Origin of the sequence: Sphingomonas sp. PP-CE-1A-559 (assembly GCF_004340965.1) — a bacterium.
In the GTDB taxonomy this organism is placed as follows: Bacteria; Pseudomonadota; Alphaproteobacteria; order Sphingomonadales; family Sphingomonadaceae; genus Sphingomonas.
Genome location: NZ_SLYA01000003.1, coordinates 122,630 through 148,767, shown reverse-complemented (window position 1 = coordinate 148,767; position 26,138 = coordinate 122,630). Strand labels below are relative to the sequence as shown.

The following is a 26,138-nucleotide window of genomic DNA, read 5'->3' as shown; positions in this document are numbered from 1 at the left end:
GCACCTCCCCGGCGGAAGCCGGGGTCCAGTTGGGAAACGCTGCTGATAAAGGCTGCGCTTCGTAACTGCGACCTTTCCAACTGGACCCCGGCCTTCGCCGGGGAGGTGGCTTGTCTGAAGATGGAAATGCTGGCCAATTCGGGGGCACCGTCTCGCAAGGTCGTATCTATGCCCATGCGCACCCATGGATGTCGGAACCGCAAGCAAGACAAATGACGCCTCGACGCGCGAGCCGAATACCAAGGCACGTTTGTCGTGCATGCCCATCCATCCTAAAGGTGGCATTCGCCGCGGGCGCGCCCCAGATAGCGCGTCTGGATTACACGGGAGTTGAACTTGGCCACGCTTGGAATGTCCCCCGCGGAGAAGGACGCCGTCGAGGCGTTCCGTCGCGATGTCGTCGAACCGTCGATGACGAGCCTCGTGATCATCGATTTCTGGGCGGAATGGTGCGGGCCGTGCAAGGCGCTGACGCCAACGCTGGAGAAGGTCGCGGCGGATTATGCCGACAAGGGCGTCGTGCTGGCGAAGGTCGATACCGACAAGAACCAGTTCATCGCCGCGCAATTCCAGATCAAGTCGATCCCGACCGTCTATGCGATGTTCCAGGGCCAGCTGGTCGCCGACATGACCAGTGCGCGCACCGAATCGCAGCTGCGGGTGATCCTCGACCAGTTGCTGAAGCAGCTGCCGATCGAAGCCGGCGCAACCGACGCTGCGCCCGACGTCGAGCCGTTGATCGCGATCGGTGAAGAGGCGCTCGCGGCCAATGACGGCGAGCGCGCACTGGGCATCTTCCGCGAGATCGCCGAGATCGCGCCCGAGCATCCGCAGGTCCATGCCGGCTTCGTCCGCGCGCTGGTCGCGACCGGGCAGCTCGACGAGGCGACGGACTGGCTGGCGAACCTCGATCCGGCGATCGCCAAGGATCCGGCGATTACGCGCGCGCAGGCGGCACTTGCACTCGCGCAGTCGGCGCCCCCGGTCGAGGATCTGTCGCCGCTGCTCGCAGCAGTCGAAGCGAACCCGGACGACCTGCAGGCCCGGTTCGCGCTCGCTAACGGCCAGATGGCGGCGAACGACCGTGATGCCGCAGCCGACACGTTTCTCGGTATCATCGCCACCGAGCGCGACTGGAACGAGGGCGCGGCACGGACGCAGTTGCTGAAATTGTTCGAGGTCGTCGGGCTCGAAGACCCGTGGGTGTCTGGACAGCGACGCCGCCTGTCTGCGATCCTGTTCGGATGACCACCGAGTCCGCTCCTCCGCGCGCCACCACGCGACTGTCGATCTTCCCGTTGCCGGGGGCGCTGCTGTTCCCCGGCATGCACCTGCCGCTGCACATGTTCGAGCCGCGCTATCGGGCGATGATCAGCGATGCGATGGCGCGCGATCGGCGGATCGGGATGATCCAGCCGCGGGGCGGACCGCATGACGATGCGGACGCGCTGTACGACATCGGCTGCGTCGGCAAGATCGCCGAAGTCGAGGCGCTCGACGACGGGCGTTATAACGTCGTGCTGGAAGGCATCGCGCTGTTCCGGATCGTCCGCGAGTTGGACGTGACGACCGCATTCCGTCAGGTCGAGGCGGAATTGCTGCCGTTGATCGAGGACGACGCGCTGTCGCTCGGGCGGCGCTCGTCGCTGGAACTGGAGTCGCGTCGTTTCGCCGACATGCAGGGCTATGCGGTGGATTGGGATGCGGTCGGACGGCTCGACGACGAGAGCCTGGTCAACGGCATCGCTCAGATCGCGCCGTTCGATGCGGCGGCGAAGCAGGCGTTGCTCGAGGCGCCGGACATCGAGCAGCGTGCCGAACTGATCATCCAGCTGATGCAGTTCTTCGGCCGCCACGACGGCGACGAATCGGTGACGCTGCAGTGAGCGGGCTCGACCCCTGGCTGCTCGAACGCCTCGTCTGTCCGATGACGCGCACGCCGCTTCGCTATGACGAGGCCGCGCAGGAACTGATTTCGGACGCTGCCGGGCTCGCTTACCCGATCCGCGATGGCGTGCCCGTGATGCTGGTCGAAGAAGCCCGCCGGCTCGACGAGACCGCCGCCTGATCGTCTTGCTTCAGTACCCCGTCCGCGTCGCGCCGGCCTCCCGGACGGCGGCGAGCGTCGGGTAGCCGTTCACCGCCATCAGCAGGTCGGCTTCGGCGAGGATGCATTTCAGCACATGCGCCGCGCCGTTCGCGCCGTCGAGCGCGAGGCCGTAGGTGTAGGGCCGACCGATCCCGACCGCGGTGGCGCCGAGTGCGAGCGCCTTGACGACGTCGCTGCCCGACCGGACGCCCGAATCGAACAGCACCGGCACCTTCCCGCTCGCCGCGACCACCGCTGGCAGCATGTCGATCGCAGCGATCCCGCCATTCGCCTGGCGTCCGCCGTGGTTCGAGCAGTAGATCGCGTCCGCCCCCAGATCGATCGCGCGCCGCGCGTCGTCGGGATGGCAGATCCCCTTCAGAACGATCGGCAGCTTGGTCATCGACCGCAGCCACGGCATGTCGTCCCACGTCAGCACCTTGCCGAACGTCCCGGCCCATTGCCGCACCGCCGCGGGCAAATCCTCGCGCGGGGGCTTGGCAAGCATCGCGCGGAAGACCGGGTCGCTGAAATAATTCTCCAGCACGTGGCCGCGCAGTTGCGGGAAGTTCGCGACGTTCAAGTCGCGCGGGCGCCAGCCGGTCACCCACGTGTCGAGCGTGACGACGATCGCCTTGTATCCGGCCGCTTCGGCGCGGTGGACGAGGCTCTCGGCGAGCGGCTTGTCCTTCGGAGTGTAGAGCTGGAAGAAGCCGGGCGTGTCGCCCATCGCCGCGGCGACGTCTTCGAGCGGATCGTTCGACAGCGTCGACTGGATCAGCGGGACGCCGGTCAGCGCGGCGGCCCGCGCGGCGGCGAGATCGCCGTGGCCGTCCTGCGTGCAGAGGCCGTTGATCCCGACCGGGCTCATGAAGATCGGGCTGGGCAGAGTCATCCCGAACAGGTCGATCGACAGGTCGCGGCGCGTGGCATCGACCATCATCCGCGGGGTCATGCCCCAGTGCCGGAACGCGTCGGCATTCTGGCGCTGCGTGAACTCGTCGCCGCACCCGCCCTGCAGATAGCCGAGCACCGACGGTGGCAAGGCCGCTGCCGCCCGAGCCTCCAGCGATGCGAAATCGACCGGGACCTTCGGGGCGACACCGGCGAGCCCGGCGAAATAGATCTCGTTCTGGTAATCGCCGTAATGCGGCATGCGTCGCCCTCCGAAGCTGGTTGCGATCAGTCCCGATAGCCCGGATTGACGCGGTCGAGCTTGCGCAACAGCGCGGGCCAAGCGAGCCCGTCGGCGAGCATGCGCATGCCTGTCGCGCTCGATTGGCCCTCGACCTTTTCGGCGACGCCCTGGTTCGGGTTGTTCAGATTCTCGCGACCCGCGCTCAGCATCAGGACCTGTGCCTCGCAGGCGCGTTCGAGGAAATACATTCGCAGGAACGCCTGGGGTACCGATTCACCCACCGTCAGCGTGCCGTGGTTGCGCAGGATCATCGCGTTCTTGGTACCGAGATCCTGCACCAGCCGCTCGCGCTCCTCCAGTTCCGTCGCGATGCCCTCGAAGTCGTGATAGGCGACGTCGTGCCCGGCGATCATCGCGGTCTGCGTATGCGGGAGCAGCCCCTCGGCCATCGCCGACACCGCCTGGCCGTGCGGGGTGTGGAGATGCAGCACCGCGACCGCGTCGTGGCGCGCGGCGTGGACCGCCGAGTGGATCACGAAGCCCGCGCGGTTGACCGGGGCAGGGGTGTCCATGACCTTGTTGCCGTCGACGTCGATCTTGACCAGCGACGACGCGGTGATCTCCTCGAACATGTGCGTGTACGGGTTGATCAGGAAATGATGCTCGGGACCGGGTACCCGCGCGGACAGATGCGTGAAGATCAGATCGTCCCAGCCGTACAGCGCGACCAGCCGGTAAGCGGCGGCGAGATCGACGCGCAGCGCCCATTCCTCGGCCGACACCTGGTCCTTGATCGTCGTTGCCGCTGCCGCCGGTTCCATCGCCTTCAATGCCGTTGCCATTATCCGCCTCCTTATGTTTGGCCCCTTGTACGACCGGCCTTCGACAAACTTTGTCTCGATGGTGACAATCTCGAAATTTCGCCTAGCCTTGCGCGATGCACGATCCGGATCACGCGATACTGGCCACCGACAGCTGGTTCGGCGCGATACCGGCGGGCCGTCGCGAGCGCCTGTTGCAGGAGGCGCGAGTCGAGGTGCTGGAGAACGGCGCGCGGATCTACGGCTCGGGCGATCCCCCGAACGGATTGTGGGCGGTGCTGGACGGGCAGGTCCGGTTGAAGGGCTTGTCCGCCAATGGTGCCGAACTGCTCGCGCTGATCGTGCGGCCGGGAACATGGTTCGGGGAATTGTCGACGCTCGACGGGCATCCGAGGCCGCACGACGCGACGGCGTTCGGCACGGCGCGACTGCTTCATGTGCCGGTGGCGGCGTTCGCGCGGGCGGCGGCGGCGGACCCGGAGCTTTACCGCGATCTCGGGCTGCTGGTGTGCGCACATCAGCGCACCGCCTTGCGGTTCATCGCGCAGAGCGTCGGGCAGTCGATCCGCGTGCGACTGGCGCAGGCGCTGATGCGCGCGTCGCAGGCGGGGGATGGTCGGATCACGATCCGTCAGGAGGAGCTCGCCGGCGTCGTCGGTATCGCGCGCCAGACGCTCAACCGGCATCTGAAGCGGTTCGAGCGCGATGGCCTGGTCGCGGTGGCCTATGCGCAGGTCCGTATTCTCGACCTGCCGGGGCTGCGTGGCGTCATCACCGAATAGGGCATCGCCAAGCGCTTCTCCCGCGCGCTACACTCCCGCCCATGACCATCAGAATCGGTATTGGCGGCTGGACCTACGAGCCGTGGCGCGGGACCTTCTATCCGGAGAAATGGCCGCAGAAGCGCGAGCTCGACTATGCCGCCGAGCACGTCACCGCGATCGAGATCAACGGCACCTATTATGGCAGCCAGAAGCCCGCGACGTTCGCATCCTGGGCGAAGGCGGTGCCCGACGGGTTCGTGTTTGCGCTCAAGGCGTCGCGCTATTGCACCAACCGGAAGGTGCTGGCCGAGGCGGGGGAGTCGATCGCCAAGTTCACCGGGCAGGGGATCGTCGAGCTCGGCGACCGGCTCGGGCCGATCCTGTGGCAGTTCATGGCGACCAAGAAATTCGACGCCGACGATTTCGCCGCATTCCTCAAGCTGTTGCCCGCCAAGCAGGACGGGCTCGCGCTGCGCCATGCGATACAGGTTCGTCACGAGAGTTTCGCGGTGCCGGAGTTCGTGGCGATGTGCCGCGACGCCGGCGTCGCGATCGTCTTCGCGCAGTCGGCCGAATATCCCGCGATCGCCGACGTGACCGGCGACTTCGTTTATACGCGACTGGAGGATGCCGAGGAGCGCTTCGTCGCCGGCTACGCGCCGACCGCGCTGGACGAATGGGCGGACAAGGCGAAGACCTGGGCAGCCGGCGGACGACCCGAGGGTTTGCCCTATGTCGAGGACACCGCGCCGGCGAAGACGCCGCGAGAGACGTTCGTGTTCTTCATCAACGGCGCGAAGGTTCGTGCCCCCCATGCGGCGATGGCGCTGATCGATCGGGTGCGGGGTTAAATAACGCGGTCATTCGGATGCTGCTTCGTAGTTGCCCGATCAGCGTCGTTCGACTTCGCTTGCGTCAAAGTTGTCGTTTGATCAGGTTGCGGCGATGAAGATGGCGCGCCCGTGGTGCTTCGCGATTTTGAGCTTGGCCGGGTGTGGGGCGGAGCCGCTCTGTTCCTCCGATGTGACACACGTCGCGCGTGATATCGGGAGCGATCGTTATGCTGTTACGGCGACGCGGAATTGTGGTGCCACGACCGACTATGCGACCATCGTGCGGATCGGTCGCGCGAGCGAGCCACAATCGGCCGCATCGGAGGTTTTTGTCGCAGACAGCAACCATGGGGCGACCGCGGAGGGTTCAGGAGGCGCGATTTGGGTGAAGGTCGTCTGGACGGCACCCGGTCAATTGTCCGTCGCATACGATTCAAGAGCTCGTGTATTCAAGCACGTGTTCGACGCGAAGGGGGCTTCGGTCCGCTACAAAGCAAGTGATCCGTACTTACGGCTCTAAGTGCTGTGGTTGGAAGGTCTTGTAGCTGCTCCAGAGTCAAACCGACCGTTTTCGCCCATTTGCCGACATCAGGCTTCCTCATGCTTGGCTAACAACCTGCCGTTCGCTTTTGCTCACGATACGGAGAGTGTCCGTACGGGGCCCTCTCGCTGCCATCCTCTCGACGTTCGAACATAGCGAGCGTCGAACTCACCGCCGCAAAGTCCCGTGCAACGGTAAGCGAAGTGAACGATAGCAGATTGTCGGTCAGCGCTGATCTCCGGAATTTGGATCGTGTAGATGCTAGCCGGACGCGTGGTTGTTCCCACCAAGGGGACATGGACTGCCGCACGCTTTCGCGCATCGCTGTCTGCCAGCAGATAACCCGTAGGCAATATATCCTTTAGCTTAGGACACATCCCCAACAGATCATGGTGGTTCGAGTTGGGCCCTTCATAGTAGACGTCGGAACTACCGCCCAAGTCGGCTGGGGGCAAATCGCGAAGTGCGGCACGCGCAACTTCGCAAATCTGCTGCGTCCTCGCCGTGTTTGGCACCTCCGCTACGATCATAGAAACTACCATCAAGGCCAGCATGGTCACCCTCTAGAATATAGAACCTATGCTCGTTCGGTCACGTTTCTCACGCAAGCTCAAATCGTGCGCAAACGCTATCGCCTAGCTTTCGCGCAACCCTTGACGGCTGCAAACACGCTGGGAACCACCAGTTCGCTAACCTCTCCAATCCAGCCGCTACATCACGCCGCGTTGTCGATCCCGAGTTCGCCGAGCTTGCGGTAGAGCGTCGAGCGGCCGATGCCGAGGCGGCGGGCGACTTCGGTCATGCGGCCGCGGTAGTGGCCGATCGCGAGGCGGATGACGTCGGCTTCGATCTCCTCGAGCGCGCGGAGGTTGCCGTCGGGGCGGAACAGCGTGACGCCGCCGCCGCCGACCGCCGCCGGCGCGGATGGCCGCTCGCGCGTGCCGAGCGCGGCGATCTCCGGGAAATCCTCTTCGGTCAGCGCGGTGTCCTCGCACAGCACGGCGGCGCGGAAGAGCGCGTTCTGCAACTGGCGGACGTTGCCGGGCCAGTCGTACTGGACCAGCAGGGCGAGCGCGGAATCGGTGATGCCGAGCGGTCGCAACCCCGGCTGCTCGGCGATCCGCGCGAGCAGGTGGCGGGCGAGCGCGGGAATGTCGCCGGTGCGTTCGCGCAACGGCGGGATCGTCACCTGGACGGCGTTGAGACGGTAATACAGGTCTTCGCGGAAGCGCCCGGCCTCGACCTCGTCCAGCAGTTTGGTATTGGTCGCAGCGATCACGCGGACGTCGACTTCGCGCGGGTGGCGGGCACCGATCGGGAGGACTTCGCCGGTTTGCAGGACGTGCAACAGCTTCGCCTGCGCTTCGAGCGGCATCTCGCCGACCTCGTCGAGGAACAGCGTGCCGCCGTCGGCCTCGTGGAACCGGCCGATCTTGCGCTCGAACGCGCCGGTGAACGCGCCCTTCTCGTGCCCGAACACTTCCGATTCGATCAGGTTCGCGGGGATCGCACCGCAATTGACGCTGATCATCGGTTTCTTCGCGCGCGGGGAGGCGGCATGGATCGCCTCGGCGATGACGTCCTTGCCGACGCCGATCTCACCTTCGAGCAGGATCGCGACGCGGGCGCGGGCAGCCTTCGCGGCGATCGCGAGGGCGGCGCGGAAATCGGGGGAAGAGCCGACGATCTCGTCGAAGGCGAGCAGGGCGGGGATTTTCTCGGTCAGCGGGCGGAGCTCGCCTGACGATTTGCCGACCACGGCCGAGTCCAGCGCTGCGAGCAGGCGATCGGGGGCGAGCGGCTTGACCAGGAAATCGGTGGCGCCGGCGCGCATCGCGCTGACCGCGTGCGCGACCGATCCGTTCGCCGTGATGACCAGGATCGGCAGCGCCGGACGCCGCTCGCGCAGGGTCGCGATCAGGGTGGTCGCATCCTCGTCGGGCGCCCAGTGATCGATCACGATCGCATCGAGCTGCATGCCGTCCTGCGTGCCGAGCGTGGCGATCGCGGTCTCGTCGTCCGCCGCGAAGACCGCGCGCCAGCCGCCTCGCGCGGCGAGGGCAGCCACCAGCCGCCGCTGCGTGGGCTCGTCGTCGATCAGCAATAATAGGCGCTGGCCATTGCGCGTCATGGCGAATCCTGTCCCGTTCCGGCACGTGCAATAGCTAGCGCAAGTAAAGAGCGACTTAAATGTCCTGCTTGGCGATCCTGGATACGCGCGATAAGGTCTCGGCCATAGAGGATGGCACTGACAGGATTGGGGCACGAACCATGGCCGGCAACGGGGACATGAAGGCGCACGTCGCGACCTATTCGAGCGTGACGGGAATGATGAAGTGGGGCGCGGTCGGGTGTGCGCTGGTCGTCGCGCTCGTGATCTGGCTGATCTCGTAACGCCATGAAGATCGCCGTCCTGAAAGAGCAAGCGGACGGCGAGCGGCGGGTTTCCGCGACGCCGGAAACGGTCAAGAAATTCATTGCGCTGGGGGCTACGCTGGCCGTGGAAGTTGGCGCGGGTGAGGCCGCCTCGATCGCCGATGCCGCGTATTCGGATGCGGGCGCGTCGATAGGCGACCGTGCGGCGACGCTGGCGGGGGCGGATATCGTGCTCGGCGTGCAGGGGCCTGATCCTATTTCGCTAGACGGCGTGACGCCGGGGGCGTGGATCGTCGCCAGCCTCAATCCCTTTGCGGAGCGTGCGCGGGTCGAGGCCTATGCCGCGGCGGGCTACGAAGCGCTGGCGATGGAGTTCATGCCGCGCATCACGCGCGCGCAGTCGATGGACATCCTGTCGTCGCAGTCCAACCTGTCGGGCTACAAGGCGGTGCTCGACGCGGCGGCCGAATATGGGCGCGCGTTTCCGATGATGATGACCGCGGCGGGGACGATCTCGGCGGCCAAGGCGTTCGTGATGGGCGTCGGTGTGGCGGGGCTCCAGGCGATCGCGACCGCGCGGCGGCTCGGGGCGCAGGTGTCGGCGACCGACGTGCGCGCCGCGACTCGCGAGCAGATCCAGTCTCTGGGCGCGAAGCCGATCTTCGTCGAGAACGTGGCGGGGATCGAAGGCGAGGGGACGGGTGGGTATGCCGGCGAGATGTCGCCCGAATACCAGGCGGCGCAGGCGGAGCTCGTGTCGGGGCATATCGCCAAGCAGGATATCGTGATCACGACTGCGCTGATCCCGGGACGTGCCGCACCGCGGCTGATTTCGGCGGCGCAGGTCGCGAGCATGAAGCCTGGCTCTGTGATCGTCGATCTTGCGGTCGAGCAGGGCGGCAACGTCGAGGGCTCGGTCGCGGGTGAAGTCGTCGTGGTGAACGGCGTGAAGATCGTCGGCCATCGCAACGTGCCGTCGCGGTTGGCGGCGGACGCGAGCGCGCTGTTCTCGCGCAACCTCTACAACTTCCTCAACGCCTTCTGGGACAAGGAGGCGGGGCGACCCGTGCTCGATGCCGAGATCGGCGATGCGATCCGGCTGACGCAGGGCGGCAAGATCGTGAACCCAAGGCTGCTGACATGATCCGGGGAGCGTGACCCGTGGCGATCGGCTTCTTGAATCGATGCGGGCCAATCCGCGGGACTGGCGGATCCAGGATGTCGCCGCCGCGTGTTCGGAAGTGGGGATATCTTGCAGCCCGCCTCGCAACGGCTCACACTACAAGGTGAAGCATGCAAGCCAGATCGAAATCCTGACGATCCCAGCGCACCGGCCGATCAAGCCGGTCTATATTCGCGATCTCGTCAGGTTCATCGATGCGGTGCGGAGAACGGAACGATGAACCCGCAAGATTATGAGGTCGTGATTCGGCCGCTGTCGCCTTCAGATGGCGGGGGATATTTTGCGGTTGTCCCGGCACTCCCTGGGTGCAAGTCCGACGGCGATACGCCGCAGGACGCTCTGGCCAATGCCTATGATGCGATCGCCTGCTGGATCGAAGCCGCCGAAGACATGGGACGCGCCATCCCCGCAGCCGCGCGCGCGGCAGCCTGAGAGAATCGGAGACCGAACAATGGACTTTATCGCAATCCTGTCGATCTTCGTGCTGGCGTGTTTCGTCGGGTATTTTGTCGTCTGGGCGGTCACGCCCGCGCTGCACACGCCGTTAATGGCGGTGACCAATGCGATCTCCTCGGTGATCATCGTTGGCGCGCTGATTGCTGCGGCTGCGGCAGGCATCGGCGCCGGATCGGGCGTGGCCAAGGCGCTCGGGTTGCTGGCGGTGGTGCTGGCGAGCATTAACATCTTCGGCGGCTTCGCGGTCACCGCGCGGATGCTGGCGATGTACAAGAAAAAGGAACGGCCGGTCGCGCCTGCTGCGAGCAAGTGAGCGATACGGACGTGATGGGGACGCGCGATGCATGAACTGACGGTCAGCCCTTGGGCATCGCTCGCCTATCTGGTCGCGGGGGTGTGCTTCATCCTCGCGCTGCGTGGGCTGTCGAGCCCGGCGTCAAGCCAGCGCGGCAATCGGTTCGGCATCATCGGCATGACGATCGCGGTCGTGACCACGCTGGTGACACATGTGCCGTTGCGTTCGGAAGCATGGCCTCCTGGCAATCCGCACGATTGGATGATCGACTGGACCACCGTCGTCGAAATCCTTGCCGCGATCGGCGTCGGTGCTGCAATCGGTCTCGTGACAGCACGCCGGATCGCGATGACCGCGATGCCGCAGCTCGTTGCCGCGTTCCACAGCCTCGTCGGCCTCGCCGCGGTGTTGGTCGGCGTCGCCGCGTACCTCAACCCGCAGGCGTTCGGCATTTCCGACCTCGTCATCCCGCTGATCGGCCAACCCTTCGCGGTCATCCACCCCGTCAGCCGAATCGAACTCGGCCTCGGCGTGGCGATCGGTGCGATCACCTTCTCGGGCTCGGTCATCGCGTTCCTGAAGCTCAACGGTAACATGGGCGGCAAGCCGATCATGCTGCCTGGGCGCCACGTCATCAACCTTGCGCTGCTCGCCGCCATCCTAGGGCTGATCGCGTATTTCGTCACCGACCAGTCGGCGTGGATCTTCTGGACCGTCGTGATCCTGAGCTTCGTCATCGGCTTCCTGCTGATCATCCCGATCGGCGGCGCGGACATGCCGGTGGTGGTCAGCATGCTCAATTCCTACTCGGGCTGGGCGGCCGCCGCGATGGGCTTCACGCTGCACAACAGCGCGATGATCATCACCGGCGCGCTGGTCGGCAGCTCGGGCGCGATCCTCAGCTATATCATGTGCCGCGCGATGAACCGCAGCTTCATCAGCGTCATCGCCGGCGGCTTCGGCCAGTCCTCGGACGCGGGCGGTCCCGCGGCGGTCAGCGATCGACCGTGGAAGCGCGGCTCGGCGGAGGACGCCGCGTTCCTGATGAGCCAGGCCGAGCAAGTCATCATCGTTCCCGGCTACGGCATGGCGGTCGCGCAGGCGCAGCACGTCCTTCGCGAAATGGGCGACAAGCTGAAGGCGGAGGGGGTGCGCGTGAAATACGCGATCCACCCTGTCGCGGGACGCATGCCGGGGCACATGAACGTGCTGCTGGCAGAGGCGAACGTGCCGTATGATGATGTGTTCGAGCTGGAGGACATCAACAGCGAGTTCGCGCAGACGGACGTCGCGTTCGTGATCGGCGCGAACGACGTGACCAATCCCGCCGCGAAGACCGACAAGACGTCGCCGATCTACGGCATGCCCGTGCTCGACGTCGAGAAGGCCAAGACCGTGCTGTTCATCAAGCGATCGATGGGCGGCGTCGGCTATGCTGGTGTCGATAACGAGCTGTTCTACCGCGACAATACGATGATGCTGCTGGCCGACGCGAAGAAAATGGTCGAGGATATCGTCAAGGCGCTCGACTGAGTTGTTCGCGTGGGGTTCCCAACTGCAACGGAACTCGATCCAGTTCGGGTGTAACTCCTCGCATAACGCAGGTTAGTCTCCGCAATACAGCGGAGACCTTGATGACCCGACCGGACGGCCTGCCCGACGCGGCGAATTACGACACGGGGATCGACGCGGTCCTCATCGGCGGGCCCGGCGCGCCGGACCGGCTGACCGTTGCCCTCGCCGCGCTGAACGGTCGGATCGTTGCCCGACTCGATTGGCCGGCAGGCTTTGGTGATCATGCGACGCCGCAGGTGATCGTCGTCGAGACGGCCGGCGTCGACCCCGCGATACTAGCCGAACGCCTGCCAGGAATCGTCCATCAGGCGGCCTCGATGCAGGCGGGACTGGTGGTCGCCCTGGGCGTCGACGAGATCGACGTCGTCGCGGCGGCGACGCTGGGTGGCGGCACACGGTTGCTGGTCGATCCCACCGTCGGCGATTGCGCGGCTGCGATCGTGGTCGCTGCCGAGGCGGCGCGTATCCCGGCGGGTGTGTTCGATTTCCACCGCGAGACCGACGGCACCCGGCTCGAGCGACTGAACACGGAGGTCGCGCGGATCGCCGAGGCGCTCGCCAAACTGACGCGAGCCGAGATCGAGGGCGACGCACCCGCCGCGCCGATCGTCGGCGACCGCACCAATCGCTACGGCGCGCCGCCCGCCTTGGTCGAGCCGAGCGCGGCTGACGTCCGTCGGGCGATCCGCGCGCGCCGATTGCGCGACCAGTTCTTCGGCGCGACATTGTTCGAGGATCCCGGCTGGGACATGCTGCTCGATCTCTACGCCGCCGAGTTGGAGCGGGGCCGCGTCTCGGTGTCGAGCCTGTGCATCGCCGCCGCGGTCGCACCGACGACTGCGCTGCGCTGGATCGCGCGCATGACCGACACCGGATTGTTCGAACGCCGCCCCGACCTGCTCGACCGACGCCGCGCCTTCATGGTGCTCTCCGATCGCGCGAGCGAGGCGATGCGCGGGTATATCGTGGCCACCAGGGGCGCCGACCTCCGCATTCCGTGATTTTAGCTTGCCCCGGCCGCCTGGCTTTGGCATCGGACGTCCACCCGAGAGGGGCGATTAGCTCAGTTGGTAGAGCGTCTCGTTTACACCGAGAATGTCGGCGGTTCGAGCCCGTCATCGCCCACCACCTTCTATAGCTCGCGGACTAGTCGCACCGCGACTGCGATCCAGGCGGGGTCGGCGATGGTCAGCGACTGGGTGCCGGTGTCCGGCGGAAGGACGGTAACGCCGCCGTCGCATCCGGTGAGCCGGCCGAACGCGAACCTTCCTGCCGGTTGCGGGACGAGGACGTCGCGGTTTAGGGCGGTTGCGAAATCTTCGGGTTTCAACATCGACGTCCAGATCACGTCGCCCGCGCGGTAATCGCCGGTGCCGTTCGCGACGGTGATTGCGATTTGGCCGGGTGCGACCTGAGGCGGTGGTACGGTCGTGGTTCGGCGGGGGGCGTGGGCCCCGCGGCCGTCGAGTATTGCGACGACTGGGAGGTCGGTGCGGTCCGGCAATGTCACGAGATCGCTCGCCTCTACGCCCAGTGCCGCGGCTATCCGGTTGAGCCAGCCGATCGAGACGGTGCGCGTGCCGGTCTCCAGCCGACCGATCGTCTGCGCGGTGGTGGGTGGATCGCAACGCCTGGCGACGTCCTCCAGCGTCAGCCCCTTGGCTCGCCGGACTTCGCGAATGGCGGTGATCATTGAAATGCGATCATCGAACGGCTCCAAACCAGATGGGTTAATTCTCTGTCCTGCAACGGTGAAGCTATGGCAACCGCCAAGCGCAACGGGAGATGGCGGATGCGCGAACTGGTAGAGCGGACGGTCGATTCGGAGGGTGTTCCACAACCGGTCGGCGTGCGTCGCGGCCGTACCGTGACCGTGAACCTGGCGGAGTCGCCGCTCGGGTGGTTGCGATCGCGCGCGTTGATCGACGTGAGACAGTTCGAGGCGGGTGAGCGGTTGCGCGCGGATTACGAACGCGCGTCGATCGCGCCGAGCGTGACGATGCGCTGGGTCGAGCGGGTCGATGGCGGTGGTGGTGACGGACTCGACCCGACGTCGGCGCAGATCGCGGCGAAGCGTCGGTTCGACGCGGCGCTGGCGGCGGCGGGGCCGGGGCTAGCGGATATCCTTTGGCGCGTGGTCTGTGCAGGGGATGGGCTCCCGGCGGCCGAGAAGGCGTTGCAATGGCCGGCGCGGGCGGGGCGAGTCGTGCTGACGCTCGCGCTCGATCGTTTGGCCACGCATTACGGGATTGGTTAGGCGCTCGCATTGGTGCGCGGGCGTGACTAAGTGGCGGGCATGCGCTTCGACCTCATCAAATGCCACGGCTCCGGTAACGACTTTCCGCTGATCGACGCACGTGCGTCGATGCTCGGCGATGCGGCTTGGGCAGCCGTCGCGCGGGCGCTGGCGGATCGCGATGGACCTGTGGGTGGCGACGGACTCCTGCTGCTGACGACCGGCGACGCGACCCACGCGTTCGGGATGCGGATGTTCAATTCGGACGGCAGCGAGTCTGAGACGTGCCTGAACGGCCTGCGTTGCGTCGCGCGCGCCGGGTTCGCGGCTACGGGCTCCGAATCCGCGTCCGCGCTGCTGAAGACGAGCGACGCGGCCGTCGAGCGCGATGCCGATATTGCCGAGGGCGTCTTCACCATTCGCGAGATCGCGGGCCCTGCGTCTCTGGATGCCGCGGCGTGGCCGATCCATGTCGGGACCGATCGCATCGTCGATGCGCCGATCGCGCGCTTGCCGACGGACCGCGCCTTCACGGCGGTGGCGATGCCCAACCCCCATCTCGTGACGTTCGTGGATGCCGTCGACGAAGCCGAACTCGTCCGCGTTGGCGAGGCGTGCGAGGCGGCACCTGACTGGCTGCCGAATCGCGCGAACGTCAGTTTCGTAGAGGTGCGTGGCCATGACCTGTTCGTGCGGACGTTCGAGCGCGGCGTCGGGCTGACCGACAGCTGCGGCAGTGCGATGGCGGCGTCGACCTATGCCGCCTGTCTGACCGGGCGGATCGCGTACGACACGCAGACCACCGTCTTCAACAAGGGCGGTCTGGTCCGTGCCGGGGCGAGCGAGGCGGCGATGGTGACGCTGTCGGGCAATGCGACGTTCGAGTGGACGGGCACGGTCGAGGTCGATCTCGACACGGCGACCGCAAGCGAGCTGGCCGTCACGCGGCGGCATGACGACGAGATCGCGGCCTGGGCGGGGCTTCTCGCGGCGATCTGAACGCCGGCTGCGTCCTTATCCCGGCGGGCGCGTATCTCCCCGCAGTGGCGCCGCACACCGGCTCCGCACGCAGGAGAGAAGCCATGAACCACTTCATTCGTACCGCGATCGTCGCGGCCGCCGTTGCCGTCAGCGGCAGCGCCATCGTTGCCGCGCAAACCAACCCGATGGTCGGCGGCGCCGCGATGTATCCGACCAAGACGATCGTCGAGAACGCCGTCAATTCGAAGGATCACACGACGCTGGTCGCCGCGGTCAAGGCCGCCGGCCTGGTCGAGACGCTGTCGGGCCCGGGTCCGTTCACCGTGTTCGCGCCGACCAACGCCGCGTTCAAGAAGCTGCCGGCCGGCACCGTCGACACGCTGCTCAAGCCCGAGAACAAGGCGCAGCTCGCCAGCGTCCTGACCTATCACGTCGTCCCCGGCACGATCACCGCCGCCGACATCGCCGCCAAGGCGAAGGCGAACGGCGGCACCGCGACCTACACGACCGTGCAGGGCGAGCCGCTGATGTTCAAGAAGGTCGGCACCGGCTGGGGCATCATGGACGGCAAGGGCCACAAGGGTAAGATCACGATCGCGAACGTCATGCAGTCGAACGGCGTGATCCACGTCGTCGACACGGTGATGCTGCCGTAATCGGCGTTTCCGCGAGATAGCTTCCGCGTTCCACAACGCGGCAGTGGCGTCGGGCCCGTTGCCGAGCGGTGACGGGCCCGATTGCGTTTCGGGGCCTTGTAGTTTCGGCCCGTCATCTCGACCCGCGTCATCCTGACGAACGTCAGGACCCAGGGTAACAAGCGCTGCCCCTCGTGGCTCTGGGTCCTGACTTTCGTCAGGATGGCGGATGGGCGGGATTCAGCCGATCAGCAGGCCCGCGAGCGCGGCCGACATTAAGTTCGCAAGACTCCCCGCCGCCAGCGCGCGCAGGCCAAGCTTGGCGATCATCGGCCGCTGGTTCGGCGCGAGGCTGCCCGTCACCGCCATCTGGATCGCGATCGACGAGAAGTTCGCGAACCCACACAGCGAGAAGGTGATGACCGCGATCGTCCGCGGGCTCAGCCCCTGCTGCGTACCGAGCGAGATGTAGGCGACGAATTCGTTCAGCACGATCTTCTGCCCGAACAGCCCACCGGCGATTCCCGCCTCGCTCCACGGCACGTTCAGCAGGAACATGATCGGCGCGAAGACATAGCCGAGCAGCCCCTGGAAGCTCAGCCCCGGCAGCCCGATCATGTTGCCAAGCCCGCCGAGTAATCCGTTCGCCAGCGCCACCAGCGCGACGAACGCCAGCACCATCGCGCCGACCGCGACGGCCAAGCGCACGCCGGTCTGCGCACCCTGGGCGGCGGCCATGATCAGATTGGCGGGCTTTTCCTCGTCATGCGTGGCTTGCGGCATCGGTTCGCCCGCCGACGATTCGCCGGGCAGATCGCCGAGCGCGAGTTCGCCTTCTGGTGGCGTGACGCGGTCGGGCATGATGATCTTCGCCATCAGGATGCCGCCCGGCGCCGCCATGAAGCTCGCGGCGAGCAGGTAATCGATGCGGATGCCCATCGACGCATACGCCGCGAGGATCGTACCCGCGACGCCCGCCATGCCGCTGGTCATCACGGTAAAGAGCTGCGCCGGGGTGAGCCCCGCCAGATAGGGGCGGATGACGAGCGGCGATTCGCTCTGGCCGACGAAGATGTTCGCTGCGGCGCACAGCGATTCGACCTTCGAGACGCCGATGACCTTCTCGATCCCGCCGCCGACCCAGCGCACCACGAACTGCATGATGCCGAGATAATAGAGGATCGAGACGAGACTGGCGAAGAAGATGATCACCGGCAACGCGGCGATCGCGAAGCTCTGGCCGCCGATCTCGGGCGTCGCCATCTTGCCGAACAGGAACTCGGTGCCCTTCTGCGAATAGCCGAGCAAATTGGCGACGCCGCCGGACATCTCGCCGAGCACGACCTTGCCGAAGCTAGAGTACAGTACGAGGACCGCGATCCCGGCCTGCAACGCGAACGCGGCGCCGACGATGCGCAGGCGGATCGCACGGCGGTCGCTCGACAACAGCACGGCAATGCCCAGGATGACGGCGATGCCCGCCAAACCGATGAAGAGTCTTTCCATGGACGCCCTGCGTTTTCTTGCGATGACACGCGCCGCCCCCCGGCTGCGCAAGCGACCGACATGACACGCGAGCGCCGCGCTCGCCAGTTATTTGAAGCGCGCTAGTCATTTGACGGCGCGCGCGTTTTCGCTAGCGTCCCGCGCGATGGATAAGTTGCCCCCCGCGTTCCCGCGTTCGCTCTTCGTTTTCTCGGTCCTGTACGGCGGCATGGTGTGCATCGCCGGCGTGTTGGGGGTGAAGCAGGTCGCGCTCGGCCCGCTCGCGGTCGAGGCGGGGATCTTCGGCTTCCTGCTGCTGGTGGTGCTGAGCAGCGCAATCGCCGAGCTGCACGGCCAGAAGACCGCGACGTTCCTGGTGCGCCTCGGGTTCATCCCTTTGCTCGTGTCGGCGGCGCTGATCCACCTGGTGCTGGCGCTGCCGCACGATCCGGGGATGTACCCGCCCGCGGTCGACGCGTTCCCGGTCGTGGTCGGCCAGAGCTCGCGGATGATGATCGCGGGGCTGATCTCGTACGGGATTTCGCAGACGCTCAACGTGCTGATCTTCTCCAAGTTGTCGGGTCAGGTCGGCAGCGGTGACGGCAAGCTGGTGTGGCTGCGCGGGATGATCGCGAGCATCATCTCGCAGATCATCGACACGATTTTGTTCATCACCATCTCGTTCCTCGGCGAGCGGCCGATCGTCGCGTTGATGGAAGGGCAGATGCTGACCAAGGTCGTGCTGTCGATCGTGCTGGTACCGTTCATGATCACGTTCTTCGTGAAACTGGGACGGCGGTTGGACCGGGCATAATGTTAGATTTTTCCGTTCGTGCCGAGTAGAGACCGAGCCTGTCGAGGGCTCGTATCGAGGTACAGGTCTCTCGATACGCCATCTCGACAAGTGCTCGATGGCTACTCGAGACGAACGGAAGTTTAGTTGACCGATCACACGCCCGATCCCGCCCTGCTCGCCAAGGCGGAAACGCTCACCGAGGCGCTGCCGTACCTGCAGCGCTATGCCGGCAAGACGTTCGTCGTGAAATACGGCGGCCACGCGATGGGCGACCCCGAGTTGCAGCGTGATTTTGCCGAGGACATGGTGCTACTCAAGGCAGTCGGCATCAACCCGGTCGTCGTCCACGGCGGCGGGCCACAGATCGGCGCAATGTTGAAGCGCCTCGGCGTCGAATCGCGCTTCGTCGACGGCCTGCGCGTCACCGATGCCGAGACCGCGCAGATCGCCGAGATGGTCCTCGCCGGCTCGATCAACAAGGAAATCGTCGGCTGGATCGGCCAGGCGGGCGGTCGCGCGGTCGGCATCTCGGGCAAGGACGCCGGCCTCGTCCTCGCGCAGAAAGTCGGCCACGGCCGCGAGCCCGACAAGCTCCAGGGGATCGAGCGGCATGTCGACCTGGGCTTCGTCGGCGAGCCGATCGCGGTCGACCGGACGATCCTCGACACGCTGATCGCCGCCGACATCATCCCGGTGATCGCGCCGATCGGTATCGGTGCGGACGGCCACACCTACAACATCAACGCCGACACGATGGCGGGCGCGATCGCCGCCGCGATGGGCGCGGCGCGCTTCTTTCTGCTCACGGATATCGTCGGCGTGCTCGACAAGGAGGGCGAGCTGCTCACCGATCTCGATCCTGCGCGGATCGCCGAACTGCGCGCGGACGGCACGGTGACCGGTGGCATGATCCCGAAGCTCGACACCTGCGTCGCGGCGGTCGAATCGGGCGTCGATGCCGCGGTCATCATCGACGGCCGCGTGCCGCACGCGATGCTGCTGGAGATCTTCACCAAGCAGGGCGCGGGCACGCTGGTCAGCGCCAACGGGCGCTCGCGGTAACGGGCGCCAAGGTCCCCCCACTCCCGTCATCCTGACGAAAGTCAGGATCCAGAGCCACACAGGGTAGCCTTCGTGGCTCTGGATCCTTGGTCAAGCCCAGGATGACGGAGACTTGAGGGCAAGGGTGCTGCTCAAATCGTCGCGCGCAGGCCAGCGACACCACGGGGCTTCTCGTTCTCCCCCCGCCACCTTATATCGGCAACACACCAGCGGAGACCTACGCCTTGATCGCCCTTCTTCAGATCGTCCAGTTGCTGCTCACCGTCATCTGGTGGATCATCGTCGTGCAGGCGATTCTGTCGTGGCTGATCGCGTTCAACGTCATCAATACGCACAGCGATTTCGTCCGCACCGTGTGGACCGCGCTGCAGCGGATGACCGAGCCGATGTATCGTCCGATCCGCCGCGTGCTGCCGGACTTCGGCGCGCTGGACTTGTCGCCGCTGGTCGTGCTGCTGATCCTCTACATTCTCAGCAACATCGTCATCCCGAACATCGCGCAGAACTATCTCGTCGCGACCTATTGACTGAGAAGGCGGCTTGGCGTGCGCTGGCTGATGGCTTGGCGATCGCCGTCCGGGTAACACCGCGTGGTGGCCGGGATGCGCTGACCGCCGGGACCGAAGAGCATTTCGTCGCGAGGTTGGCGGCGGCGCCGGTAGATGGTGCCGCAAATGCTGGGTTGGTGACGCTTGTTGCCAAGACCTTCGGCGTACCCAAGCGCGCCGTGACGATCGTCGCCGGCGAAACCGCCCGCCTGAAGCGTCTGCACATTGCCGGCGACGCCACTACGCTGGCGGAAATCGCGTCCGCGCTCTATGGGCCGCGGGCATGAGCGCGACCATCATCGACGGCAAGGCCTTCGCCGCCGGCCTCCGGGCCCGTATCGCAGACGGCGTCACCGCCTTTCGCGCCGAGGCAGGCCGTGCGCCTGGCCTTGCGGTGGTGCTGGTCGGTGAGGATCCTGCCTCGAACGTCTATGTCCGATCAAAGGGCAGGGCCACGCGCGAAGCCGGGATGGAGAGCATCGAGCACCGGCTCCCTGTCGACGTGGCGGAAGAAGAGCTGCTCGCGTTGGTCGCGACGCTCAACGCCGACCCGACGATCGACGGCATCCTCGTCCAATTGCCCCTGCCGAAGCATATCGACGAGCAGGCGGTCATCTCAGCGATCGACCCGGACAAGGACGTCGATGGGTTCCATCCGATCAACGCGGGGCGGCTCGCGACTGGCCTGCCCGGCTTCGTCCCCTGCACGCCGCTCGGGTGCGTCATGCTATTGAAGAGCGTAATGCCGAGCTTGAGCGGGCTCGAAGCCGTCGTTGTTGGTCGCTCCAACATCGTCGGCAAGCCGATGGCGCAATTACTCCTCCGCGAAAGCTGCACCGTCACCGTCGTCCATAGCCGCACGCAGGACGTCCCCGCGCATATCCGCCGCGCGGACATCGTCGTCGCCGCGGTCGGCATCCCACAGATGATCAAGGGCGACTGGCTCAAGCCCGGTGCGACCGTCATCGACGTCGGTATCAACCGGACCGATGCCGGCCTCGTCGGCGACGTCGATTTCGCGAGCGCGGTCGAGGTTGCCGGTGCGATCACGCCGGTGCCGGGGGGCGTCGGGCCGATGACCATCGCCTGCCTACTGCGCAACACCTTGGTCTCCGCTGGCCGACGCGAAGGCGTTGCAATCGATGAGGCAAGCCTGTGATCGAACTCTACATCTCGTCGCTGATCACGTTCTTCGTCGTCATCGATCCGCCCGGCTGCGCGCCGATCTATGCCGGGCTGTCGGCGGGCGCGTCGACGCTGCAGAAGCGTGCGATGGCGATGCGCGCTGTTGGCGTCGCGGCGGCGATTTTGTTCGTGTTCGCGCTGTTCGGCGAGGCGTTGTTGAAGGGCCTCGGCATCAGTCTCGCCAGCTTCCGCATTGCCGGCGGCATCATGCTGTTCTTGATCGCGCTCGAAATGGTGTTCGAAAAGCGCACCGAACGCCGCGAGGACCGTGCCGCCAAGGTGGCGAGCGATCCCGAGGTGGAGGACGTCTCGATCTTCCCGATGGCGATGCCTATGATCGCGGGGCCCGGCTCGATCGCGTCGGTGATGCTGTTGATGAGCCGCAACAGCGGGATCGAGCGCTCGCTGGTCGTGCTGGGTGCGATGGTGACGATCCTACTGCTGACGCTGGTTGCGTTGCTCGCGGCGGGGCCGATCATGCGGATCCTCGGCGCGAAGATCGAGGCGGTGATCACGCGCCTGCTCGGCGTGCTGCTCGCCGCGCTCGCGGTGCAGTTCGTGCTCGACGGCCTGTCGGTAGTGCTGCGCTAATCCGTTCTCCTGCGAACGCAGGAGCCCAGGATTACAGACGTTGCCTTTCGTTACCCTGGGCTCCTGCGTTCGCAGGAGAACCGGGGGGTGGTGGTCAGTCGACCTTGAACAACCGCAGCGGCGACTTCGCCGGCAGCGGCAGAGGGGTCAGCCAGGTCGGCACCTCGTTCTTCGCCAGTTCGGCATAGAACCCCTTCGGACTGCGCGCCTTATAGTTAGTCGATTCCGCCGCGTTCGGACACAGCAGCAGCATCGTCGCGCCGTGGCGCTTGATGATCGCGTGCGCCTCTTCGGCAGACCGCCCGAACGCGCGCTGCACGTCGAGGATCGCGTCGCCGTTGCGATGATAAGGCCCTGCAATCGCGTCGTGATGCGTGATCGTGATCAGCCGCGGCCCCATGTCGACGAAGGTGAAGATCGTTTGCGCGGGGTATTTGTTCAGCGCGAGCAGCACGGTCGTGCGCAGGCAGTCGCCGGTCGCCATGTTGACGCGCTTTTCATACGGCTTCGGCCGGTCGATCGGCAGGTATTTCAGCACCATCCCGGCGAACATGCCCGAGACGATCAGGAACGCCGCTGCGGTCCCCAGCACGCGCACCGCGATCGATCGGTTGCCGAGCAATCGGGGGATGATCAGCCAGGCTAGCGCGGTCGCTCCCGGGATCGCCAGCATCTGCGCGGCGGGTCCGGCGCGGACCTGCCACAACAGCATCGCGCAGGCGAACGCGGTGAACAGCGCGACCGCTGCCCAGCCGACTGCGCTTGGATCGCGACGCGCGCGCCACGCTGCGATCACCGCCCCGATCAAACCGATGATCGGTAGCGTAGCGAGCGCGAACCCGACGCGAAAACTATGCTTGTAGATCGGCTTGGCCTCGCGGACATTGTCCAACCAGTTGCGCTGCAGCTCGGGCGAAATCCCCTCGGGCCGCCCTAGGCACTGCGGAAACACCAGCGCGAAACCTGCGACGATCGCCGCACCTGCGACCACCGCCAGTGCCAGCCGAGCGCCCCGCGACGCCGGACCGAACCGCGCGAGCAGGAACAGCAGCATTCCCGCCGCGATCATCACGCTCAGCCACACGGGCGTCAACGCATCGCACCGCATCGCCTGGTTGGCGTTCGACGCGAACAGCGCGAAGCCGAGCGTGCTACCGCCACCCAATGTCAGCGCATAGATCGACAGCCGCTCGGCCTCCGACCGGTCCCACACCCAGCGCAGGGCGATGATCGCCCCCGCCATCGCCGCATAGGGCAAGAGTTCGAGCCCGATCGACAGCGACACCGCGCTCGCGATCCCGACCATCGCGCCACCACGTCGGCCGTTGGTATCGCACAGGCCCGCTACCGTGAGGCTCAACATCGCCAGTTGCCAGCCGTGGTGATCGATCCGCTCGGGCATGAACATCAGCATCGTGGCCGTAGCACCGACCATGAACACGACCGCCAGCGGCCACGCATACGGGCTGATAAGCCGGCGCACGGTCGCGCCGATGCCCAGCATCGCGATCGACAGCGGCAGCAACGGCGCGATCCCGCACGCCAGCCGCTCCGCCCAGCTGTTGCCCATGAACAGCCGGAAGAACAGGATCAGCCCGGCGATCGGCAGGTCGACGATGCGGCTCCAGTGGATGTCGAACCCGACCGGCGGGTTCATCCGGTAGTTGCGCAGATCGTACCAGCCCTGGCCGTCGAGCAGCGCGCGGACCTGCATCAGCCGCATGTTGTCGTCGGTATCGCCGAGCGACAGCCAGCGGATCTGGCCCCAGCGATCGAAGATCGACCACGCCGCCACCGCCACCCAGGCAAGCAGCGTCAACGCGATCCAATGCCGGTCGAGTTCGTCCAGCAACGTCCGTTCTTCGGACGGCTTCGGCGAGGGCCCCTGATCCAAAACGCTTTCCTCCTGCCCGCACGCACACTAGATGCGCGGGCTTGTCTTCGAGGCCGCTCTATCGCGGTCAGGGTAAAGAACAAGGCGGGCATGCAGGCGATTTGGCGACAGATGGAGCAGATGCGGGCGAGCGGCGTGCTCGGCCAGCTCGTGCGCTTCGGCATCGCCGGCGGGATTTCCAGCGTCGTCTATTCGCTCGTCTACCTGCCGCTGACTGCGTACGTCTTTCCGCCGCGCCAGGCGGTGGCCGCGGTGCCGTTCGCCTTCGCCGTCGCCGTCGTGGTCGGATTCTTCCTGCACAGCCGCTGGAGCTTCAAGGGGCACGCGAAGGAACCGGGGGCGGGGCGGCATGTGAAGTTCGTGATCGTCCAGGGCTCGGGGCTCGCGCTCAATGCGGTCATCACCTGGATCGGTACCGCGCTGCTCCATCTGCATCCTTGGATCCCGCTGATCCCCGCCGTCTTTCTTGCCGCGATCGTGACGTTCGTGCTCAACCGTTTCTGGGTTTTCAACTGACATGAACTTCAACCGCAGGGCCGACATTTAATGGACCGCATCGTCTACGACCGGATGGCCGCCCACGATTCCACCCACTGGTGGTACCGCGCCCGCCGCGACATTCTGGCCGATTACCTGACCCGCTACGGCGCATTGCCGAAGGATGCGAAGATCCTCGAGATCGGCTGCGGCACCGGGCACAACCTGCCGATGCTCGCCGCGTTCGGCAGCATCGACGCGATCGAGATCGACCCGGCCGCGCGTGAGATCGCCAGTGAGCGGCTCGGCAAACCGGTCGGCGCGGCACCGTTGCCCGAACTGCCCGGCGTGCCGCGCGGTCATTACGACTTGATCGCGGTGCTCGACGTGGTCGAGCATATCGAGGACGACGTCGCCGCGCTGAAGGCGATGGCGGATTGCCTCGCACCCGGCGGCAAGATCCTGATCGCGGTGCCGGCGCACCAGTGGATGTGGAGCGCGCACGACACCGTGAACCACCATCACCGCCGCTATTCGAAGGCCACGCTCAAGGCAGCGATCGAGACGGCGGGCCTGAAGCCGGAAAAGCTCGGCTATTTCAACTCGCTGCTCTTCCCGCTGGCGGCGGCGGCCAGGATCGCCGGCCGCCTCTCCGGCCGCGACGACAGCGACGACTCCCCGCCCCCCAAGCTGGTGAACGCGCTGTTCGAGAAGATCTTCCGCTTGGAGCGGCACATGGTCGGTCGCCTGCCGATGACCCCGGGGGTTTCGATCGTGACGCTGGCGGTGCCGCGGTAACGAACAAGGGACCTGCGCGTCCTACTTCCGTTCGTCCCGAGTAGCCGTCGAGTAGTGGCGAAGCCACGTATCGAGATGGCGTATCGAGGGATAAGTTGGCGCGCGGGCCCCATACCTCGATACGAGCCCTCGATACGCTCCTTACGGAGCTACTCGGTCTCTACTCGGCACGAACGGGGTAGGGGCGCGGCGCACGTCCTGAACTTGTAAGCAACCTCCAACCCGGCGAAGGCCGGGGCCCAGTTGGAGAACGTTGCTGACGTCGGGCGCGCTTCGTCACTGCGACCTTGCCAACTGGGCCCCGGCCTTCGCCGGGGTGGTGTTGTGATCGGCAGGCGCGTTCGTTATTCGGGGTGGAAGGGAAGGGAGCCGTCAGGCAACCGCACCACTTCGACCGGCTCCGCACGGAACCCCAAGGTCGCCTTGCCCTGGATCGGCCCCGCAACGTCGGCGACGATATACAATGGCCGCCGCTTGGACTCGACGTACAGCCGCCCGAGATACTCGCCGATCATCCCCAGCACGAACATCTGCACCGCGCCGAGAAACACCGTCACCAGCATCGTCGAGGTCCAGCCCTGCACCGCGCTGCCCGAGAGCCAGCCGATCGCGATGTAGACGAACAGCAACAACGACACGCCGGTCAGCGCGAGCCCGGCGTGGCTGGCGAACCGTAACGGGGCGGTGGAGAAGCCGGTGACGGCGTCGAACGCAAGTCGGATCATCTTGGCGAGGGGGTAGTTCGTCTCGCCAGCGAGCCGCTCGGCGCGATCATACGGGAAGGGGACCTGCTTGAAGCCGATCCAGGCGACCATGCCGCGGATGAAGCGGGCCTGTTCGGGCAGCGACAGGAACGCGTCCAAAGCACGCCGGCTCATCAGGCGGAAGTCGCCGGTGTCGAGCGGGATCGGCGTTTCGGTCATCCGGGTCAGCAGGCGGTAGAACGCAGCGGCGGTGGCTTTCTTGAACACCGTTTCGCCTGCGCGCTGGCGGCGTACCGCGTAGACGACGTCGGCCTGACTCGCCGCCATCGCCGCGCGCATGTCGGACAGAAGTTCGGGTGGGTCCTGGAGGTCGGCGTCGATGATTAGAATCTGCTCGCCCACGCACAGGTCGAGGCCGGCGGTGAGGGCCAACTGGTGACCGTGGTTGCGCGAAAGGTTGATCGCGACCAGCCGCGCGTCGGCGGCGGCGAGGCGCTGCATCACGGGCCAGCTGTCGTCTCGCGAGCCGTCGTTGATCAGGACGATCTCGTAATCGTCGCCGACCGCGACCTTCGCCGCGCCGGAAATGCGCGCGTGCAGGATGTCGAGGCACGCCGCCTCGTTATAGCAGGGGACGACAATCGATAACGCTGGACGGTTCATCCGCGCCGTTTA

At 66.0% G+C, this 26,138-nt stretch carries 30 protein-coding genes and 1 tRNA gene; 24 read left to right on the top strand and 7 right to left on the bottom strand.

Going from position 1 to position 26,138, the window contains the following annotated elements:
• Positions 1-351 precede the first annotated feature (351 nt).
• From C8J42_RS10980 to C8J42_RS10970, 3 genes are read left to right on the top strand one after another with little or no spacing between them, the layout of a single operon-like run.
• Complete coding sequence (locus C8J42_RS10980) at positions 352-1,248, top strand: tetratricopeptide repeat protein (protein ID WP_133020446.1); 897 nt, start codon at positions 352-354, stop codon at positions 1,246-1,248.
• On the top strand, positions 1,245-1,886 hold the full coding sequence (locus tag C8J42_RS10975) for an LON peptidase substrate-binding domain-containing protein (protein ID WP_056064511.1): 642 nt from the start codon (positions 1,245-1,247) through the stop codon (positions 1,884-1,886). Before C8J42_RS10980 ends, C8J42_RS10975 begins: the two co-directional genes overlap by 4 nt.
• Positions 1,883-2,068, top strand: coding sequence for a Trm112 family protein (locus C8J42_RS10970; protein ID WP_279388735.1), 186 nt, complete (start codon positions 1,883-1,885; stop codon positions 2,066-2,068). The genes C8J42_RS10975 and C8J42_RS10970 overlap by 4 nt, the downstream gene beginning before the upstream one ends.
• Before the next feature lie 10 nt (positions 2,069-2,078).
• Here the strand turns inward: C8J42_RS10970 and C8J42_RS10965 are convergent, their stop codons facing one another.
• Positions 2,079-3,245, bottom strand: coding sequence for an alpha-hydroxy-acid oxidizing protein (locus C8J42_RS10965; RefSeq protein WP_133020093.1), 1,167 nt, complete (start codon positions 3,243-3,245; stop codon positions 2,079-2,081).
• Positions 3,246-3,271: 26 nt separating this feature from the next.
• On the bottom strand, positions 3,272-4,069 hold the full coding sequence (locus tag C8J42_RS10960) for a class II aldolase/adducin family protein (RefSeq protein WP_133020092.1): 798 nt from the start codon (positions 4,067-4,069) through the stop codon (positions 3,272-3,274).
• A 95-nt stretch (positions 4,070-4,164) separates the two neighbouring features.
• Here C8J42_RS10960 and C8J42_RS10955 point away from each other — a divergent pair, with 95 nt between their 5' ends.
• Positions 4,165-4,830, top strand: coding sequence for a Crp/Fnr family transcriptional regulator (locus C8J42_RS10955; protein ID WP_107954132.1), 666 nt, complete (start codon positions 4,165-4,167; stop codon positions 4,828-4,830).
• Between the two features lie 41 nt (positions 4,831-4,871).
• Positions 4,872-5,663: a DUF72 domain-containing protein gene (locus tag C8J42_RS10950; RefSeq protein WP_133020091.1), complete on the top strand. Its 792-nt coding sequence runs from the start codon at positions 4,872-4,874 to the stop codon at positions 5,661-5,663.
• Positions 5,664-6,901: 1,238 nt separating this feature from the next.
• Here C8J42_RS10950 and C8J42_RS10945 read toward each other — a convergent pair.
• On the bottom strand, positions 6,902-8,317 hold the full coding sequence (locus C8J42_RS10945) for a sigma-54 dependent transcriptional regulator (protein WP_133020090.1): 1,416 nt from the start codon (positions 8,315-8,317) through the stop codon (positions 6,902-6,904).
• 140 nt (positions 8,318-8,457) lie between these two features.
• On the opposite strand from C8J42_RS10945, the gene C8J42_RS10940 reads away from it, so the two are divergent.
• The 8 genes from C8J42_RS10940 to C8J42_RS10905 all read left to right on the top strand — a co-directional run bounded on the left by C8J42_RS10940 (position 8,458) and on the right by C8J42_RS10905 (position 13,199).
• Positions 8,458-8,580, top strand: a complete 123-nt coding sequence (locus tag C8J42_RS10940) for an aa3-type cytochrome c oxidase subunit IV (protein ID WP_082441508.1) — start codon at positions 8,458-8,460, stop codon at positions 8,578-8,580.
• Positions 8,581-8,584: 4 nt separating this feature from the next.
• The gene (locus tag C8J42_RS10935; protein WP_133020089.1) at positions 8,585-9,706 is read left to right on the top strand and encodes an NAD(P) transhydrogenase subunit alpha; all 1,122 of its coding nucleotides are present in this window, start codon (positions 8,585-8,587) and stop codon (positions 9,704-9,706) included.
• Positions 9,707-9,716: 10 nt separating this feature from the next.
• Positions 9,717-9,965 carry a type II toxin-antitoxin system HicA family toxin gene (locus C8J42_RS10930; RefSeq protein ID WP_133020088.1) on the top strand — a complete coding sequence of 83 codons (249 nt, stop codon included), beginning with the start codon at positions 9,717-9,719 and terminating at the stop codon, positions 9,963-9,965.
• The gene (locus tag C8J42_RS10925) at positions 9,962-10,177 is read left to right on the top strand and encodes a type II toxin-antitoxin system HicB family antitoxin (RefSeq protein WP_133020087.1); all 216 of its coding nucleotides are present in this window, start codon (positions 9,962-9,964) and stop codon (positions 10,175-10,177) included. The genes C8J42_RS10930 and C8J42_RS10925 overlap by 4 nt, the downstream gene beginning before the upstream one ends.
• Before the next feature lie 19 nt (positions 10,178-10,196).
• Positions 10,197-10,514 (top strand): NAD(P) transhydrogenase subunit alpha, encoded by a 318-nt coding sequence (locus C8J42_RS10920; RefSeq protein ID WP_056064542.1) that lies wholly within the window; start codon positions 10,197-10,199, stop codon positions 10,512-10,514.
• A 27-nt stretch (positions 10,515-10,541) separates the two neighbouring features.
• Entirely contained in the window at positions 10,542-12,029 is a 1,488-nt protein-coding gene (locus C8J42_RS10915; RefSeq protein WP_133020086.1) for an NAD(P)(+) transhydrogenase (Re/Si-specific) subunit beta, read from the top strand.
• Between the two features lie 101 nt (positions 12,030-12,130).
• Complete coding sequence (locus C8J42_RS10910) at positions 12,131-13,072, top strand: hypothetical protein (RefSeq protein ID WP_133020085.1); 942 nt, start codon at positions 12,131-12,133, stop codon at positions 13,070-13,072.
• Between the two features lie 51 nt (positions 13,073-13,123).
• Positions 13,124-13,199 (top strand) — tRNA-Val (locus C8J42_RS10905).
• A 4-nt stretch (positions 13,200-13,203) separates the two neighbouring features.
• Here C8J42_RS10905 and C8J42_RS10900 read toward each other — a convergent pair.
• Positions 13,204-13,764 carry a helix-turn-helix transcriptional regulator gene (locus C8J42_RS10900; RefSeq protein WP_133020084.1) on the bottom strand — a complete coding sequence of 187 codons (561 nt, stop codon included), beginning with the start codon at positions 13,762-13,764 and terminating at the stop codon, positions 13,204-13,206.
• 99 nt (positions 13,765-13,863) lie between these two features.
• Here C8J42_RS10900 and C8J42_RS10895 point away from each other — a divergent pair, with 99 nt between their 5' ends.
• The 3 genes from C8J42_RS10895 to C8J42_RS10885 all read left to right on the top strand — a co-directional run bounded on the left by C8J42_RS10895 (position 13,864) and on the right by C8J42_RS10885 (position 15,944).
• The gene (locus tag C8J42_RS10895; RefSeq protein ID WP_133020083.1) at positions 13,864-14,328 is read left to right on the top strand and encodes a DUF6456 domain-containing protein; all 465 of its coding nucleotides are present in this window, start codon (positions 13,864-13,866) and stop codon (positions 14,326-14,328) included.
• A 39-nt stretch (positions 14,329-14,367) separates the two neighbouring features.
• On the top strand, positions 14,368-15,306 hold the full coding sequence (gene dapF, locus C8J42_RS10890; RefSeq protein ID WP_133020082.1) for a diaminopimelate epimerase: 939 nt from the start codon (positions 14,368-14,370) through the stop codon (positions 15,304-15,306).
• Between the two features lie 83 nt (positions 15,307-15,389).
• Positions 15,390-15,944, top strand: coding sequence for a fasciclin domain-containing protein (locus tag C8J42_RS10885; protein ID WP_120301488.1), 555 nt, complete (start codon positions 15,390-15,392; stop codon positions 15,942-15,944).
• A 219-nt stretch (positions 15,945-16,163) separates the two neighbouring features.
• On the opposite strand, the gene C8J42_RS10880 is transcribed toward C8J42_RS10885, so the two are convergent.
• Positions 16,164-17,429: a nucleoside transporter C-terminal domain-containing protein gene (locus C8J42_RS10880; protein ID WP_056487457.1), complete on the bottom strand. Its 1,266-nt coding sequence runs from the start codon at positions 17,427-17,429 to the stop codon at positions 16,164-16,166.
• 145 nt (positions 17,430-17,574) lie between these two features.
• Here C8J42_RS10880 and C8J42_RS10875 point away from each other — a divergent pair, with 145 nt between their 5' ends.
• The 6 genes from C8J42_RS10875 (at position 17,575) to C8J42_RS10850 (ending at position 21,590) form a co-directional block, all read left to right on the top strand.
• Positions 17,575-18,222: a queuosine precursor transporter gene (locus tag C8J42_RS10875; protein WP_120301489.1), complete on the top strand. Its 648-nt coding sequence runs from the start codon at positions 17,575-17,577 to the stop codon at positions 18,220-18,222.
• Positions 18,223-18,348: 126 nt separating this feature from the next.
• On the top strand, positions 18,349-19,266 hold the full coding sequence (argB, locus tag C8J42_RS10870; RefSeq protein WP_056053472.1) for an acetylglutamate kinase: 918 nt from the start codon (positions 18,349-18,351) through the stop codon (positions 19,264-19,266).
• A 224-nt stretch (positions 19,267-19,490) separates the two neighbouring features.
• On the top strand, positions 19,491-19,793 hold the full coding sequence (locus C8J42_RS10865; RefSeq protein WP_056066456.1) for a YggT family protein: 303 nt from the start codon (positions 19,491-19,493) through the stop codon (positions 19,791-19,793).
• Positions 19,794-19,828: 35 nt separating this feature from the next.
• Positions 19,829-20,101, top strand: coding sequence for a DUF167 domain-containing protein (locus C8J42_RS10860; protein ID WP_243644315.1), 273 nt, complete (start codon positions 19,829-19,831; stop codon positions 20,099-20,101).
• A complete protein-coding gene (folD, locus tag C8J42_RS10855; protein ID WP_120301490.1) occupies positions 20,098-20,973 on the top strand; it encodes a bifunctional methylenetetrahydrofolate dehydrogenase/methenyltetrahydrofolate cyclohydrolase FolD in 876 nt (291 codons plus the stop codon). Before C8J42_RS10860 ends, folD begins: the two co-directional genes overlap by 4 nt.
• The gene (locus tag C8J42_RS10850) at positions 20,970-21,590 is read left to right on the top strand and encodes a MarC family protein (RefSeq protein WP_056487445.1); all 621 of its coding nucleotides are present in this window, start codon (positions 20,970-20,972) and stop codon (positions 21,588-21,590) included. Before folD ends, C8J42_RS10850 begins: the two co-directional genes overlap by 4 nt.
• Positions 21,591-21,684: 94 nt before the next feature.
• Here the strand turns inward: C8J42_RS10850 and C8J42_RS10845 are convergent, their stop codons facing one another.
• Positions 21,685-23,484 carry an AcrB/AcrD/AcrF family protein gene (locus tag C8J42_RS10845; RefSeq protein ID WP_133020081.1) on the bottom strand — a complete coding sequence of 600 codons (1,800 nt, stop codon included), beginning with the start codon at positions 23,482-23,484 and terminating at the stop codon, positions 21,685-21,687.
• A gap of 90 nt (positions 23,485-23,574) precedes the next feature.
• On the opposite strand from C8J42_RS10845, the gene C8J42_RS10840 reads away from it, so the two are divergent.
• Positions 23,575-24,000, top strand: a complete 426-nt coding sequence (locus tag C8J42_RS10840) for a GtrA family protein (RefSeq protein WP_175518124.1) — start codon at positions 23,575-23,577, stop codon at positions 23,998-24,000.
• Positions 24,001-24,030: 30 nt separating this feature from the next.
• Complete coding sequence (locus C8J42_RS10835) at positions 24,031-24,759, top strand: class I SAM-dependent methyltransferase (RefSeq protein WP_133020080.1); 729 nt, start codon at positions 24,031-24,033, stop codon at positions 24,757-24,759.
• A gap of 344 nt (positions 24,760-25,103) precedes the next feature.
• Here C8J42_RS10835 and C8J42_RS10830 read toward each other — a convergent pair whose 3' ends face one another.
• Complete coding sequence (locus C8J42_RS10830) at positions 25,104-26,126, bottom strand: glycosyltransferase family 2 protein (protein WP_133020079.1); 1,023 nt, start codon at positions 26,124-26,126, stop codon at positions 25,104-25,106.
• Positions 26,127-26,138 lie beyond the last annotated feature (12 nt).